At 56.4% G+C, this 15740-nt stretch carries 13 protein-coding genes and 2 pseudogenes; 7 read left to right on the forward strand and 8 right to left on the reverse strand.

The window, feature by feature from the left end; all coding sequences use genetic code 11:
* Positions 1-185: 185 nt before the first annotated feature.
* The gene (locus QA648_RS28215; RefSeq protein ID WP_283052146.1) at positions 186-1118 is read left to right on the forward strand and encodes a flagellin; all 933 of its coding nucleotides are present in this window, start codon (positions 186-188) and stop codon (positions 1116-1118) included.
* Here QA648_RS28215 and QA648_RS28220 read toward each other — a convergent pair.
* Positions 1102-1713: a recombinase family protein gene (locus tag QA648_RS28220; RefSeq protein ID WP_283052147.1), complete on the reverse strand. Its 612-nt coding sequence runs from the start codon at positions 1711-1713 to the stop codon at positions 1102-1104. The genes QA648_RS28215 and QA648_RS28220 overlap by 17 nt on opposite strands.
* A 201-nt stretch (positions 1714-1914) precedes the next feature.
* Between QA648_RS28220 and QA648_RS28225 the strand changes: the two genes are divergently transcribed.
* Positions 1915-2604, forward strand: coding sequence for a helix-turn-helix transcriptional regulator (locus tag QA648_RS28225; RefSeq protein ID WP_283052148.1), 690 nt, complete (start codon positions 1915-1917; stop codon positions 2602-2604).
* A 103-nt stretch (positions 2605-2707) separates the two neighbouring features.
* Here QA648_RS28225 and QA648_RS28230 read toward each other — a convergent pair whose 3' ends face one another.
* Together QA648_RS28230 and QA648_RS28235 are read right to left on the reverse strand one after the other, a co-directional pair.
* A complete protein-coding gene (locus QA648_RS28230) occupies positions 2708-3370 on the reverse strand; it encodes a hypothetical protein (RefSeq protein WP_283052149.1) in 663 nt (220 codons plus the stop codon).
* Positions 3371-3546: 176 nt separating this feature from the next.
* Positions 3547-4167, reverse strand: a complete 621-nt coding sequence (locus QA648_RS28235; protein ID WP_283052151.1) for an alpha/beta fold hydrolase — start codon at positions 4165-4167, stop codon at positions 3547-3549.
* A gap of 371 nt (positions 4168-4538) precedes the next feature.
* Between QA648_RS28235 and QA648_RS28240 the strand changes: the two genes are divergently transcribed.
* Positions 4539-4820 (forward strand): hypothetical protein, encoded by a 282-nt coding sequence (locus tag QA648_RS28240; protein WP_283052153.1) that lies wholly within the window; start codon positions 4539-4541, stop codon positions 4818-4820.
* A 121-nt stretch (positions 4821-4941) separates the two neighbouring features.
* On the opposite strand, the pseudogene QA648_RS28245 reads toward QA648_RS28240, so the two are convergent.
* Positions 4942-5225: pseudogene (locus tag QA648_RS28245) on the reverse strand (Tn3 family transposase); the annotation flags it as partial.
* A gap of 250 nt (positions 5226-5475) precedes the next feature.
* Here QA648_RS28245 and QA648_RS28250 point away from each other — a divergent pair.
* The 4 genes and pseudogenes from QA648_RS28250 (at position 5476) to QA648_RS28260 (ending at position 9116) form a co-directional block, all read left to right on the forward strand.
* Positions 5476-7557, forward strand: a complete 2082-nt coding sequence (locus QA648_RS28250) for a HAMP domain-containing methyl-accepting chemotaxis protein (protein ID WP_283052155.1) — start codon at positions 5476-5478, stop codon at positions 7555-7557.
* Positions 7557-8039 (forward strand): chemotaxis protein CheW, encoded by a 483-nt coding sequence (locus QA648_RS28255; protein WP_283052157.1) that lies wholly within the window; start codon positions 7557-7559, stop codon positions 8037-8039. Before QA648_RS28250 ends, QA648_RS28255 begins: the two co-directional genes overlap by 1 nt.
* Before the next feature lie 360 nt (positions 8040-8399).
* Positions 8400-8474, forward strand: a pseudogene (locus tag QA648_RS37070) (recombinase family protein); the annotation flags it as partial.
* A 291-nt stretch (positions 8475-8765) separates the two neighbouring features.
* Entirely contained in the window at positions 8766-9116 is a 351-nt protein-coding gene (locus QA648_RS28260; RefSeq protein WP_283052159.1) for a DUF3088 domain-containing protein, read from the forward strand.
* 288 nt (positions 9117-9404) lie between these two features.
* Here QA648_RS28260 and QA648_RS28265 read toward each other — a convergent pair whose 3' ends face one another.
* From QA648_RS28265 to QA648_RS28280, 4 genes are all read right to left on the reverse strand, one after another.
* Positions 9405-9905 carry a hypothetical protein gene (locus tag QA648_RS28265; protein WP_283052161.1) on the reverse strand — a complete coding sequence of 167 codons (501 nt, stop codon included), beginning with the start codon at positions 9903-9905 and terminating at the stop codon, positions 9405-9407.
* A gap of 323 nt (positions 9906-10228) precedes the next feature.
* Positions 10229-11932, reverse strand: a complete 1704-nt coding sequence (locus QA648_RS28270; RefSeq protein ID WP_283052163.1) for a rhomboid family intramembrane serine protease — start codon at positions 11930-11932, stop codon at positions 10229-10231.
* A 92-nt stretch (positions 11933-12024) separates the two neighbouring features.
* Positions 12025-13500, reverse strand: a complete 1476-nt coding sequence (locus tag QA648_RS28275) for an HlyD family type I secretion periplasmic adaptor subunit (RefSeq protein ID WP_283052164.1) — start codon at positions 13498-13500, stop codon at positions 12025-12027.
* Positions 13497-15674: a type I secretion system permease/ATPase gene (locus tag QA648_RS28280; RefSeq protein WP_283052166.1), complete on the reverse strand. Its 2178-nt coding sequence runs from the start codon at positions 15672-15674 to the stop codon at positions 13497-13499. Before QA648_RS28280 ends, QA648_RS28275 begins: the two co-directional genes overlap by 4 nt.
* Positions 15675-15740 lie beyond the last annotated feature (66 nt).

Raw genomic sequence — 15740 nt, forward strand, 5'->3', positions numbered from 1 at the left:
TTCCCCCTTGGGTTTTGGTGCCTCCGTTAACGCTGAACGACCATGTTCGATCTGCGGAGTAACCGCGTCGGGCTCATGAGGACGCCAACTTCAACAGACCCATTCAGCGGCCGATCATGACGAGCATACGGACAAACATATCGGCAACGGCGGCTCTCGCCACGCTACGAACGATTGACGGTCAGATGGACAGGAGCCAGACCGAGGTCTCGTCGGGCTTAAGAGTCAACATAGCCGCCGACAACGCAGCCTACTGGTCGATCGCGACCACCATGCGTTCCGACAGCAAGGCTCTGTCCGCCGCCCGAGACGCCTTAGGCCTCGGCGCAGCCATGGTCGACGTAACGTATGAAGGCATGTCCAGCGTGGTGAACCTCATGTCGGAATTCAAGGCAAAGCTGGTTCTGGCGAAGGAACCGGGCGCGGACAGGGACAAGATCAATACTGAACTGTCGCAGCTTCAAAGCCAAATGCGATCTGTCGCATATTCCGCCAGCTTTAACGGTCAGAACTGGCTCGCCATGACCGACGACAACTGGACTGGCTTCGTTAAAGATCGAACTGTGCCCGGCTATATCGTCAGAAACGGTGACGATTTTTCGGTGGGAACGGTGAAGGTGCTAGATGCAATCGATGCTAACCTCGGCGGTACGGCGCAAATGTATCCCTTGGTGGACGACACCGGAGGAGCCGCCACAGGTGGTATGGGAATACTCACCAATGTTGGCTACTCTCAGAAGCTTGCGACTGGCACGAACTGGGTGATCCTGCACACGCTTGGCAACCCGGATCCAACCTTAGGTACCGAAATCAAGGTGTCGGCGGATACGTCATCGGACGATATTGACGACATGATTTCCGTCACTGAAGCGGCATTGTCCGATGTGGTAAAATGGACTGCGAAGCTGGGCTCTGCCGAGACGCGAATCTCGATGCAACAGGACTTCGCTTCGAAGCTCGGAGACGCGATCGACACGGGCGTCGGCCGACTTGTAGATGCCGACATGGAAGAGGTTTCGTCTCGATCGAAGGCCCTGCAAACACAGCAGCAGCTTGCGATTCAAAGTCTGCAGATTGCAAATTCCGAACCACAGACCATCCTCAGCCTGTTCCAGTAGCCGGGTTCCTGCATCCTCGTCCCAGGCGCTCCACTCCTCTGGCAACGGTTCTGGGATGAACGTTGTACCGACTGGCGATATCCCGGACAGCGGTCCCCGTGCCTATAGCGGCAAGGATTTCCTCGCATTGGGCGTCGGTCAGCGCCCGCCGCCGCCCCGGCTGCTTTCCCCGAGCCCTCGCGGCTTCAAGACCTGCAATGGTACGTTCGCGGATCAGTGATTTCTCAAATTCCGCGAGCGCTCCCAAGATGTGGAATACCAGTTTTCCGCCAGCGGAAGACGTATCGATGTTTTCCGTCAGAGACCGAAACTCAATTCCTCGAAGCCGCAGCCGTTCGACGACCGCGAGCAGATGGCTGAGCGACCTGCCGAGACGGTCAATCCTCCAGACGACGAGCGTGTCACCCTTTCCCAAGGACTTGAGTGCCTTGTCCAGTCCACTGCGTCTTCTATCCGTGCCCGGAACGCCATGATCTTCGAGGATTCGGATGCATCCGGCCGCCCGAAGCGCATCCCTCTGCAAGTCGAGATGCTGGTCGACGGTCGATACCCTTGCATACCCAATCCTTGCCATCGCGCCTTTGAATCCTTCCATGCGTCTCCGCGCTGCTCGACGGCTTGACAGAAACGAACGGTTTCGCGGAGCAGATGCCAGGGAGCGCTGAGAAATCATTGTCGAAAACAATGGCAAGGACTTACGCATAGAACAAAAAGGGCTTCACGCGTCGTGACAAAACCGTTCGTTTCTGCCTCTTGAAAGAGGATGCATCGCCGTCCACGTTGCCGGATTGCCGCAATGAGGCCGCAGGCGACCTTTAAGCAGATATCCCGTTCGATGATGGATTTGTGGATTTCCAGCCCAGATGGAATTCCTAGTCCGAAGGATATCTATTGTCCTATTTCGGACTTGCTGCGACCCAATATGGTTCTGGTCGTCGTAGACGTGCGCCCAACAAATCCTTTGGACTTCCGCATCGACGTCATCCAGGCCTATCGTCTGCCCACCGCATTGACTGACATCGGTTCATTGCAGCAGTCGCGCTCGTTTTCGGAGTTTCCCGACACCCGATATCTCCGGGAAACTATGATCCCTGCTTACGTTGGGGCAGTGCAGCGCCAGCGTCCCATGATGAGGCGTGTGGTAGCGACAATCCTCGACACGATCATCAGCTATGATCGGATAGTTCTTCCGCAAAAGAATTCGTCAGCCCGAAGCGAATGGTGCATCGGACTGCTCGACATACATTTCTTGTTGCCAGTAGCTTCGAGGGACCAGAGCTTCGATCACGTCGATCTCGGCATTCTGCAACTGTTGACGGAAGGCAAGTCCACAAGGGAAATAGGATCTGAATTAAACCTATCGCATCGAACAATCGAACATCGGATCGATCACCTGAAGTCTAGCTTTCGAGCCCGGAACATCCCTCATCTCGTGGCCCTATCGATTGCTGCAGGCCTTGGCGGAAGCACCGAACCGGACGGCTGACCTAACAAAGCCGAGGCTCAGGTCTCGCCCAATAAGCATGAGCTAAGCGGCACTGTGCTGGGTGGTGGTGGTTTTCTATCTGGATCCGGTATCCCCACTGCGCTTACGTCAAGCCAAGGACATCATTGTCATCCGATGCGCTTGGGAACGTCGTATTTATCGTTCCTAGCAAGGTGTTTAACAGGTCAGCTTCAGCGCTGTCCCCCCGTTGAGCCGCGCCGCTTTGCAAGCCTTCGACTGCATCTTTCAAATCGTCCGCCGTTAGATCACCTTGCTCCCCTTCATAATCTTCACCTGACTTGGCGAGGTCAAAAGCGTTCCACGCCGCAGTGACCATCGGTACATCCCCCGCAGCTGGCTCGTCGCCGTTATCATCCACAACGGTGTAGCCGCCGGCAGCTTGGATGAGGTTATATCCGGTGAGCTGTCTGAACTTTTCCAGGTCATTCACCGAGTAAGGTGTCATTGCCCCCGGGTCGTTGGAGCGAACACCGTTCTGCTCCTGGATCAATGAATATGCTATCTGTTGATGAACGTTGAGAGGGCCGCGTCCATTTATTTTGAAGCTGTAAGTTCCATCGTCGTTTAATGAGACATCCTCCTGAACTGATGGATCTTTCAGCAGATTTTGGAATATCGTATTGCTGCTGTCATTGTAGTCAGCGAGGTTGAATAGGTCCTGTGATGACAGCTCGCCAGACTTCGATTTTGACGACGAGGACGTGCTGTATGATTGGGATATGCAGTTATTTCCGGAAATCTGCATGACGTGTCTCCAACGATCGAGAAGGCGGTAGAATTGCTTTCTTACAACCGTTTGTAGAATCTACTCCTTGTGTCAGACTTACCTTTGCGAGATAAAATCTGCGCGATGGCTATTTGAACGTTGATGCAATTAGGCACTCACGTCGATTTACGTCGGCACGATTTCACGCTTCTAAATTAGTTTGGCAACGACAGCTCAACAGCACCTGAATTTCCACCTGAGGCGGCGATATGTAAGCTGGCGATATGATCGAGCAAGATGCTGCTTATATCATTGGAAGCGAAATTATGTGCTCGATTGTTTAGCGTTATCAGCTTCATCTGACTGTTTGCAAGATTCGCTTGGCTCAGCACGATGGAGTTCATCAGCGAGACCGTTGGGTCACCTACATCGTGCGCAATCGTCCAGGGAATCATGATTTCGCTCGCTTTTTCAATTGCCTGGAACTTGTCCGATATAAAGCGTCGAATAACTGGGAGGACCAACGCAGCGACAGAAGCCACCGTTCCCACCGTTATGAGGCCAGCGATGCTATCGCTTTTCTCGGCAACAAGTTTGATCGCGATATTGCCGCCAAGCGAATGGCCGATAATGATCAGTGGCAGCTCAGAATGGTCGACGGCAAATTTCAAAAATGCTCTCGCGTCGTGCATCAAGCCGGTCTCTGTAGGGTCTCCGGGATTGCCGCCATATCCACGGTAGTCTGCAACGATAACCTGAGCGCCGAGCTTGAAAAAAGGAGCGACCAAGTGCGCACGCGTGGCGGCACAGCCTCCATTGCCATGGAAGAACAACACGCTTCAAAATCTCGTATGCGCTCTCGGGCTTTTTCCTTCTCCTTTATATCGAGATCGTCATGGGGCTCAGCCTGGCATACGACCTGTATTTGACTGGCGACCTCTTATTGTTGCTCCCCACCCTCACCAGCGTTATCGCTTGGCCCGCCCTTGTTATCTTGAACCTCTTCAAGCGGCGGTGGCGGCGGGCCGTGTCTCTCATCGTCGCGCCGTTCATTGGCGACGTCGCCGACAACGCTGCAACGCACGGACATCCCGTTTTGATCACGTGGATATATCCCTGGTCCCATACAGAGTGTTTACGGATTGCCTGTTTTTGAGAGGATGATTCCAGGGAGCATGCCAATTTCACCGACGAAGAAATTAAGGCCGTGCTTGAACATTTTCAAAAGACGACGCCGTCAACCTTCAAAGAGACAGAAGCCAAATTGGTTGAAATCGGATTGGCAGGCGAAGCCGGATTGCTGAATGCCCGAGGCAAGTCGATTGTCTCTCTGCTGCAAGGCCCTGCCACTTATACGAAGGGAGAGGAAATGGCCGTAGCTCACTACAGCCATAACCCGGGCAACGTCGCCGGGCAGGGAATACTCGCCCTGGGCTGGGCTACGTCGATAGATTTGGCACGATCGATCTTAACCTTAGGGGACGGATGATAGAGCACAGCTACCGCATGTCTATCCGATAAAAGGGGTCGGTTCCGGCTGGGGGCGAAATGACACTCTAAGCCTTTGCTCCCTTCGGCCAGAGATATTCGCGGGTCAGTAATATATGTGCTCAACCCAGCGGAGAGATATGCGCCAATAGTTCCGGCGGACCCTCGCCTTTGTTGAGGCCGATCTCGGCACGCCGCTGCGTGTCCGTATCGAGGATCTATGATAAAGGGTGTCCGCTCGACGCGGCCAACCTCCCGCCACGCAACTGCCAGATCGTTCTCCGGGGATAGGATGCGAGTTCGGAGCAACTGGCTCGGTTTCATTTTTACCGGCGGCCATCGTAGCCGCACAACGGAAGAGATCCGGCCAGTTTGCAACAATCAACTCCTCGCGGATTTTGCCACCGGTCTCCAAAACCTCTGCGGCCTGACAGAGCCGCATACCTCTCCCGGTACGAGTGCGCTTCAGCGGTGCCGCAGCCGTCAATGCGCATGGAAAAACGCGCTTACCTTCTGTCGATCCATCCGGGCGATGCACTGTCAGCTTTTTTGACAATCCCGATGAGAATGAAAAGGTCGCCTCCTGAGACAAGTTTCAACATTGACCGGCACTCTAATTAAAGTTGCCGTATTGAGAAGCTGAGCAAATATCCAAATTGTGTTGGTATATCCGAAGAACGTACCAAATCCACAAGTCCCAAAACAACAAAGTAAATCTTAAGGGCCCCTTAACCATCTCCGGCGGATTTCCGTCTGGCACGTTCAGCGAGCATTTCTATTACTTTACAATTTCAAAAAGGCATCCACAAATGCGACTTACAATTAAATTGACGCTCTTTGCCCTTTTTGGCGGTATTGCAGCCGTCTCCATCGGACAGGGTCTGATCTCCGCACGCAGTCTCGCTGTGATCGGTGAGGCAAGCCGTTCAATCGCTGACGACACAGTCCCTTCCGTACTTGCGCTTGGTCAATTGAATGCCGATTACGGCGACCTGCGCGTCGAGCACCAAGCCTATTTGCTGGCCGATGCCGAAAAGCAACAGGTGATCCTTGCCGATATCAGGGAAACAGAGTCAGAAATCACTAAAGATCAGAAAGCTTATGAGCCGGCTGTTACAAGCGATAGCGAGAGGGCGATTTATCAACAATTTGTCACTGCCAACGCTGTGTACCAGCAAATCTGGCAGCGCGCAAAGGGGCTAGAGGATAGCGGCAAGAGCGCAGAAGCCACTGCTTTGCTTCTTAGCGACGGCAAGGTAGCTTATGACAAGGCGGGCGACGCGATTCAGCAAGACGTCGACAAGAACGTGGTTGATAATAAGGCGAACCTGGACACGACAGGCGCCACAATCGCTGCAAGTTTGACCCTAACCTACGGTGCGCTCGGCATTGCCGGTTGCGTCGCAGTTTTCGCTATGGTGCTGACCTCGCGCCGAGTGATCAAACCGCTGAGCCGGATGACCGCCTATATGAATTTCCTGAGCGGCGGCAACACGAGCCACGACGTGCCCGATCGCCATCGCCAGGACGAGATTGGTGGCATGGCGCAAGCCGTTGAAGTATTCCGGCAAACGGCAATTTCGAATACTCAGCTCGAGCTTGAGGCGGAACAACGCCGCCGTATAGCGGAAGCGGACGGCGCCGCGAGACTGCAAAAGGCGGAGAATGAAGCCGCCGAGGTCCGCAAGGCGACTTCCAGTCTTGCCGGTGGTTTGAAACGCTTGGCCTCAGGCGACTTGGCATTCCAACTCACCGAGACGCTTACTCCTGATTTCGAGCCGCTGCGGCTTGATTTCAACGCCTCCGTGCGGGAATTGGGCGAGACCCTTGCTGCGATCTCTCATTCGACATCGACGATGGATGGCAGTTCGCGCGAGATCAGCCATGGGGCAGCCGAGCTGTCGAAGCGTACTGAGCAACAGGCCGCTTCGCTGGAGGAGACTTCCTCAGCTCTGGAAGAGATCACAGTTGCGGTGAAGAGCTCGACGGAACGGGCTCTGGAAGCAAGTCACATGGTCGACGAGGCGCGCCGCAGCACCGAACAGTCGAGTGCCGTCGTCAGGGACGCAGTTGCAGCGATGGGGCGGATCGAACAGGCTTCGGGCGAGATTGGCCAGATCATCAATGTCATCGATGAGATCGCCTTCCAAACGAATCTTCTGGCTCTTAACGCCGGGGTCGAAGCTGCCCGGGCCGGTGAGGCCGGCAAGGGTTTTGCGGTCGTCGCCCAGGAAGTGCGCGAACTGGCGCAGCGCTCAGCCAACGCGGCGAAGGACATTAAGGGGCTCATCAATCGTTCCAGCGAGGAAGTCAACTCGGGTGTCAAACTCGTCACGGCGACCGGAGAGGCGCTGACGTTGATTCAGGGGCATGTCGTGAGAATCAATGAACATGTCAACTCGATCGCGACCGCTGCGAGAGAGCAATCGACCGGGCTGTCCGAAGTCAACACCGCCATCAATCAGATGGACCAAGTAACTCAGCAGAACGCCGCGATGGTGGAGGAATCCACCGCGAGCACCAGCCAGATGGCGCAGGAGGCGGCTAAGTTGCGTGACCTCGTCGCCCGGTTCAAATTGGATGGGGCAGCTTCCGTGCCGCGTCAGGTCGTGCGTGCGGCTACCTCCAACAGCAAGCCAGTCGCTTCACCGGCCCGCACATTCGGCCAGAAACTTGCGAGCGCCTTTGGTGGTCGCGCAACTTCCACAGCGGTCGCAGAGCAGTGGGAGGAATTCTGATGTCTGATGCGGACCATCAGGGCAATCATCCTTCAACTGCGACGCTGGAGATCATCGCCTTTCATCTGGGTGACCGGCAGTTCTGTATCAGGACCACCTCGATCCGGGAAATCCGGGGCTGGGCGGCGGCAACGCCGCTGCCCCACGCGCCGCCACATGTCCTCGGGGTCATGAACCTACGCGGTTCCGTTATCCCGGTCATCGACCTTGCGGCAAAGCTCGGCATCCCAAGCGCTGTCGACACCAGCCGTAGCGCCATTGTCGTTGTCGAAGTGGGGCAAGGCGTCATCGGCCTGGTGGTTGATCAGGTCTCGGATATCCTGTCGATCAGTGCAGACCGCATCCAGCCCGTGCCGGATTTCGGCGCCGCATTTGATCCCGCTTTCGTGCAGGGAATCATCCCCCTCGAACACGGCATGGTCTGCTTCCTCAATCTCGACCACATGTTCGACGGGTCCGAAGACAACGCCTACGCCGAATGAGCATCGCTCCCTGCGGCATGCGGTCGGGATGACCTATCAATTGTTGAAATTAAAGATGCATCTGAGATGACCAAGACGCCCCACCCCGTGTTCACGAACGAACATCCGCTAACTCGAATTGCTTGTTGCACGCCTCTATCGAGACTACGACTAATACCGCCCTGGAACAGCAGCGCGACAAAATTCTGCATATCACAAATTGCATGGAGGCGCTCTATGTGCGACTGCATGTGTTGACGGCGGGACATCCATTGACTGCGGTAACCAGCGACCATGGCTGATCTCCCCACAGGGTCCGTTACGGGAGACTATATCCGTTACTAACATTTGGGTACGCCCAGGGTGACGGACGAAAGTGACGTCTACAAGGGCCGGGAGAAGAATGTCGATGATGACGAAATCCGAAAGCGGATCGCTGCTGGTGCGAGCAACGCCGCGCCCGTGATCCGTTCTTAGAGTCGCAAAATTCGCAGCTTCGAGCCGACTGAGCCAAGTCGGAAGGGAAGTCCTCGGCCGCCCCTCGACACTCAGCAACAAACAAAAGCAGGATGTGCGCGACGATCTGGCGACGGGAATAAGTGTTTCAGCGATCGCCTAGAAATTCGCGACCAGCCGACAGACTATTATGCGGGTTCGCGGATAATGGCTGAACATTCGAGAAGCCACCGCGCACAGAAAATTGCAAGGGTGCGCTCTACGAAGCACTCATATTGGAAGGAACACGAAATGACCAACTGTGACAAGCTGTTCTTACTACGCCCCGGCTTTGAGGATCCGGCTTATCCGGGCCAGCAATTTTATTGCTGGCACTGTGCCCTCTTAGAGGGGGTTCTCGCATCGTTTCCAGATTTGGCACCGCAGCTTGATGTCGAGCGTATCGAATGGCCAAGGCCGAGACAAAGCGTCATCGCGCTTATTGGAGAGCAGAACCAGTCCTTACCCTTGTTGGTGCTGGCGCAAGGAGCGAACTCGCTCCATCAAACAGGAACCTACGACGGACGCGTCTTCATCTCGGAGAAAGAAAAGATCCTTGCCGCGCTGTCGGAGCGGCACGGTTTTCCTCTCCCACATCCATGACCTGAGAAAACCAGTTCTACTTGCTTCTCAAAAGCGGGCGCTTGATTATGGCGGATATCCAAACTCATGCGAGGAAATCCGACGGATTAAGCTGAGGTAGCTTGATCATCGATCTTAGGTTCTGTCAGTTGATAGACATCGCATTGTCCTGCAGCTATCGAAGTCGAGGCGTGACGCTGTCATCCGTCCAGGCTCGGTATTCGATCTCCGAAATGCGCGTCGGCTGAACCTGGGGAGATAACTTGCACCTGGGAGAGCTCCAATCCAAGATCCGGAGATCGGACTGGTTTATTGGTCAATCCGATGAAAATTGCTGGCATAGAGGCCTAAGCCGGAGCCTCGGCCTTCTGCGATAATCTTCATGCCAGGTTTCAAGGCCTTCCTGAGATCATTGGAGACACCGCAAAGGCTTTTGAACATGAAAGGTAGGCCCTGCAGGTCCACCGGCGAACTGCATCCTCTGCGGCTTCCCCCATCAGCTTGCTCAATGTGGTAGGTCAGCTCGACGTGATGACCTGCGAATGCGGTGACGATCATCGGAACACCGATGACGACGGGAGTGCTCCCGACGAAGTAACCCATGAAAGGCGAAATCAAAACCGCACCGATCTTTTTGAGTTCGCCTTGGATGTTGTCCAGACCCCTTAGAACAGACCAGAGCAACAGCACCGCTGAGGCGAGACCAGCGGAAATCCGAAACGAACTCGTGGCAGAAACCCAATCCGCCGATGGCACAAACCCATAGCCAACCCTGTAGCGAGGAGGGATAGGATTGAAAATAAAATCCAAACTAGCAGCAGAATCACAGCGGTTCTGGCAAACCAGCGTATCGCCTTTGCTTTTATTGACTCATTCATCAGTCCACGAAGTCCAGATTCTGCTTCCCACTAGACTTGTGTACCACTGGTTGCATAAAATGAAAACAGCATCTCAAACCTGGCAGTTGCCTCTTGTCCTTACGCATTAAACGCGACAGCGGTGGCGTCTATGGTGCTAGCCGCCCGCGCGCCGGGCAACTATCAATATTACCCTTTCGACGCAGTGGAGTTCGATAAGTTCGTTGATGCTGCTGTCGAGATCAAAGAACCCCGTCATTAAATCCGCACATGCTCTCAATGTCGGCTAAGTTGCAGTAGTTCACCTTGCGCACCCTCATACTCCATGAATGTTTTCGGACATGAGAGCAGGGCCGCGTTGAACTTTGGAATAGCCTCGGCACTCTCCCCACGCAGCAGGTGCCATTCGCCAACGTAGAATATAGCTTCACAAAGACTGTCGTTGTTTGTGGCCTTTGCGGTGACTTCTTCCGGCGTCAATTCTCCAAGGAAAAGCTTATAGACCGGATAGGGCCACTTGCTTTGATCCAGCTTGCCGGCCGCCATGCGGAGATCCGATGCTGCTTGGCTGTCATTACCCCGTGTTTGCGCAAGGAAGCGCCAGAGATGGTAATATGGCGTAGCGTCCGGGTTCAGTTTAATCCTTGCTACGAAATCGTCTGCTGCCCGTTGATACTGCCCCTGAAAATATTGCACGAAAGGGTCCCCAAGGTATCCAGCACGCAGCTGACTGACAGGCCAGATCGACCCAACAGCAATCGTTGCAAATGCAACGCTGCTGATGAGTGCCACGACACTGAAGCGTGGATGAGGTTGGTTGGTTGGCCAAACCTTGAGCAGCCCGAGCGAAACAATGCCCCCGGCGAGTGCTCCGCCAAGATGGGCCGCATAATCGATATGCATGCCATCAGCAGTCTGGCCGACAAGGGGAAGAATGGAGGGTACGAGGATCTGTACAGCGCCCATCCGCAAAATTTCTGGAAGCGGACCCGCCGGAAAATGGAAGCTTGCGACGATCACGGCAGCAAACAAGCCGATGATGCCGCCGGATGCTCCGACACCGACCATGTTTGCAGGGTTCATCAGAAGCGATGCCGTAGACCCTCCGATTGCGCTCAGGCAAAAGAGCGCGGCAAACCAGCGCCAGCCGATCAATCGCTCAAGCAAGATTCCGGCGCGCCACAAGGCAAAGCAATTGAATGCGAGATGGAGGATGTTGCCGTGCAACAAGGAAGCCGTCACCAACCGCCACCACTCATCATATTGTAGAACCCGTTGACGAAACGTCCCGCCGAGGACCAACAGTGTTTGGGTGCTTGGCGCATATTGTTTTTCCGGCACAACGCCGAACTTTAGCTCAGCAACGTAGATGCCGACCAGAACGCCGATAAGGGCGTAGGTGAAGAACGGGCGTCCTTTCAGGTCAAAGACCGGCGCCGCATGGTCTTCCGGCGGGGAAGTTACACCTCCACCCGTCAGCGCCTGCTGTTCGCGATTTTTGGCAAGAAATTCAAGGCATTGAGCGTATACCCAATTCGGATCAGCTCGAAGCAGCTTCAAAGAAACGACAGCCGGGGTAGCTCGCCCTTGTAAAGCTCTGGGCAGCCAGCGCATAAGCCCGCGCCTCGTCAAGGTTCGTGCCGCAATCGGATCCAGATCGACATAGAGTTGATCGGCACGTTTGCGTTGATATCTGCGGATGTCACGAACGGATCGCCACGGGATCGTTTCGTCGGAATGGGTTTCGATGTAGATCCCGTCCGGCGATGCGATGAGACCTGGTTTGCCCCGAGCAGCCTTGACGAGCAGGACGAGCCCTAGAAGGCTGATAAGCGCTGCAAGTGGCCAACAGAAAATAGCACTGAGGTGCGGATGCCCAGGCCTATCGGGTAGAAGGGGACCACCGGCAATAGCGACGGCGATGACCTGCGCCAAAAAAACAAGCCACAGGAGCCTACCCTTATCGTAGGCAAACTCCATTTTTCGCCGCACTTGTGGGTCCGCAGAGAAGCTCTCAAGCGAGATTGTGTCCTGGTTATGTATGGTCGGTGATATACCTCCTCAAAAGCGTTCTATCGCTCCTGCATCGCCTGCGAGGTGACCTCGACAATGGGCGAGAACAGATATTCGAGTATGCGGCGCTTGCCGGTCTTGATCTCGGCCATTGCTGCCATGCCGGGTGAGAGCGGCACGAGATCGCCTTCGACGCTCATGGTGCTTGCGTCAAGCCGGACGGTCACCGGAAAGACGAGGTTCTGCACGCGCTGCACATTCGTGGTCGGCACGGTCGCCTGCAACTGCTTGGCGGGGTCGCCCTCGAGCTGATTGGCATCGGGTTCGGGGATAGCATCTCTTGCGACCGCCGTGACATGACCGCGGATCACGCCGTAGCGGGTGAACGGGAAGGCTTCGATCTTGACGACAGCCTCCTGTTGGACCGAGACGAAGCCGATGTCGCTGTTCGGGATATAGGCCTCGACCTCGAGCGTCGACGTGTCAGGCACGATGCGCATGAGATCGACGCCAGTCGTCACCACCTGACCAACCGTGTTTATCGAGGACGATTGGATGGTGCCATCGATCGGTGTGGTGATTGTCATGGATTCGCGCCGCTTGCGTGCCTTAATGAGCTGCCGCTCGAGTTCATCGGCCTGTCGTGACGCCGCGCCGGCCTTCTCGACATTGTCGGCAATGAAGCTGTGCAAGGTCTTTTGAGCATCGCTGGTCGTGACAGCCAGGGATGCCTTGGCCTCTTCAAGCTGGCCGGTCTCCTCAGCAAGCGTCGCCTCTTCCTTCTGGCTGACCTCCTTGGCGTCGATCAGGCCGGCTTTAGAGCCCGCTTCCTGATCCACCAACGACGCGCGGATGGCGACGCGCTCGTTGAGCGTGTCGACCAATGTCTGCTGCGCGACGATCGTCTGTCTGAGCCTGGCGACGGTTGCCTGGGCTTGCGCGCGCTGCGCGCCAATGTTGATCAGATTTGCGGCAAGCTGCGAAAGGTCGGCCCTGAAGATCGATTGCTCCCGCTCGCTGATGCTTGCGGGCGCATCGGACGCGAAGGCGAGCGGCGCATCGGGGATCTGCTTCTCGCTCGTCCAGATGCCCTGCTCTTGCCAGTGCTCGACGGTTGCCAGCACTGCCGTGCGGCGGACCATTTCGCCGCGATAGGCCTGCAGATTGACCGATATCGCCTCTTCGTCGGATTTCAGCTCGGTGTCGTCGAGGTACACGACGACGTCGCCCGCTTTCACCTTCGAGCCGTTGACCACAGGGATGGACCGTGTCTTGCCGACTTCCAACGACTGGATGACCTTGACGCGGCCCGTCGGCTGCAGTTTCCCTTGCGCCGTCGAGACGATGTCAAAGGTGCCGATGTAACTCCAAAGCAAGGTGCTGCTGACCACCGCGGCGACGAACCAGATGAAGGCCGTGCGGATCGGAGAGGCCGGCGTCTCCAGAATCTCCAGCGCCGCCGGCAGGAACTCGTTTTCGATCCTGGTGCGGCGTGGCCTTCTCGGGCGCTTAGGGGGCTTGATGACCCGGTTCATACCTGGTTGAGCCCCGTCTGCAATTGCCAGAGATGGGCGTAGAGACCATTCGGCCGATTCAGCAGGCTATCGTGATTACCCTCCTCGACAATACGGCCATCCTTCATGCCGATGATGCGGTCGCAATGCCGGACGGTCGCCAGGCGATGGGCGATGATGATCACCGTCCTGCCTTTGACGATCTCGCGCATATTGGCAAGGATGATCCGTTCGCTTTCATAATCGAGTGCGCTGGTCGCCTCATCGAGGATGAGGATGGGAGGATTGGTCGCCAGCGCCCGCGCGATCGCCAGCCGCTGCCGCTGGCCTCCGGACAGATTGGCGCCGCGTTCCTCGATCAAGGTGTCGTAGCCCTTCGGCAGCTTGGCGATGAACTCGTCAGCACCCGATAGCCGCGCCATCTGCATCGCCGCTGCCCGCGACATCGAAGGATTCACCAGACAGATGTTGTCGTGGATCGTCCGATTGAACAGCATGTTTTCCTGCAAAACGACACCGATATTCGAGCGCAGCCAGGCAGGATCAACCTGGGCGATGTCCTGGCCGTCGACGAAGACCTGACCGCGATTGGGGATATAGAAGCGCTGGACAAGCTTGGTGAGCGTCGACTTGCCGGATCCAGACGGGCCGACGATGCCGATTACCTCCCCCGGCCGCACCGCAAAGGTGATGTCTTTCAGAACATCCTGGCCGTCGGCGGAATAACGGAAGTTCACGCCCTTGAAGGCGATTGCCCCTCTTGGCTTCGGCAGGCTGACGGAGACTTCCGGACGCGGCTCCGGCGGTGCGTTGAGGATGTCAGCGAGTCTTGCCACCGAGACCTGCACCTGCTGGAAATCCTGCCAGAGCTGCGACAGGCGCAGAATCGGCTGCGAGACCTGTCCGGCGATCATGTTGAAGGCCACCAATCCGCCGACCGTCAGCTCGCCATTGATGACCGCCTGGGCGCCGAACAACAAGAGTGCCGCCGAGGTGATCTTGTTGACGTATTGGATGGCGTTCTGGCCTTTGGCGGCCAGCATCGTTGTTCCGAACGACGACTGGACGTATCCGGCGAGCCGCTCCTCCCATTGTGCCGAAACCACCGGCTCGACGGCGGCTGCCTTCAAGGTCTGCACGCCGACGACTGTCTCGACGAGAAGCTGCTGGCTGTAGGCGCCGCGCTCAAACTTCTCGTCGATCTTCTCCTTCAGGAATGGCCGCACCAGGAAGCCGATCGCCAGGTAGAAGGGGATCGAGGCAATGACAATCCAGGCAAGCTTGGACGAGTAGGAAAACAGGACGAAGATGAAGACGACGGTGAAGATCAGGTCGAGGCCGGAGAACAGCCCCTGCCCGGTCAGGAAGTTGCGGATCGTTTCCAGCTCACGGACACGCGCGATCGTCTGGCCGGTCGCCCGCGTCTCGAAATAGGAGAGCGGCAGGTTCAACAGATGCCGGAACAAGCGGCGGCCGAGTTCGACATCGATGCGGTTGGTCGTATGCGACAGTGCATAGGTTCGAAGATATTGCAGGACGACGTCGGACAATCCAACCGTGGCCAAGCCGACGACCAGCACGATCAAAGTCGAATAGCTGCGATGGGCAAGGACCTTGTCGACCACCACTTGAAAGAACAGTGGCGTCACCAGCGCGAAGATCTGCCCGATCAGTGAGGCCAGCAGGACATGGCCGAAGGCATGGCGATAGCGCCAGATCGACGGCAGAAACCAGCGGAATCCAAAATTGCCGCGCGCAGATCCTGGCCCTCCCAAGCGCCGCTGCAGCAGGATGAAATGGCCAGCCGTCTCCGCCAACACCTCGTGTGATCCGAGATTGCGGCTGGAAAAGTCGACGGGATCGATGATCCGATAGGACCCGTCGGGCGTCGCTCCACCGAAGACACCAAAGCGGCCGTCGGTCAGACAGACGATGGCGGGCGTCGGCAGTGTCCCGAGGCGTGCGTCGGTGTGGATCTCGACATGCTTTGCCTTCAGACCGACCAGTTTAGCGGCGCGCAGGAGATCGCTCCGCCCAGCCGCGGACGAAAGAGCCAGATCGCGTGCCAGGATATTGGGATTGGAAGCAATGCGATAATAGCCAGCGATCGCCGTAATCGCCGCAAGGCCGCTGTCCGGGGGCTGTGCTGCATCTGCCGGAGCCTGCTCAGGCTCAGCGAGGGTGGTGTCGTCCATTATGAAGAGAGCTCACGCAATACAGGAGAAGATGCCGAGCTGTTGAAGGCTCGGCATCTCGACAAC

The organism is Rhizobium sp. CB3171 (assembly GCF_029714265.1).
GTDB lineage: Bacteria > Pseudomonadota > Alphaproteobacteria > Rhizobiales > Rhizobiaceae > Rhizobium.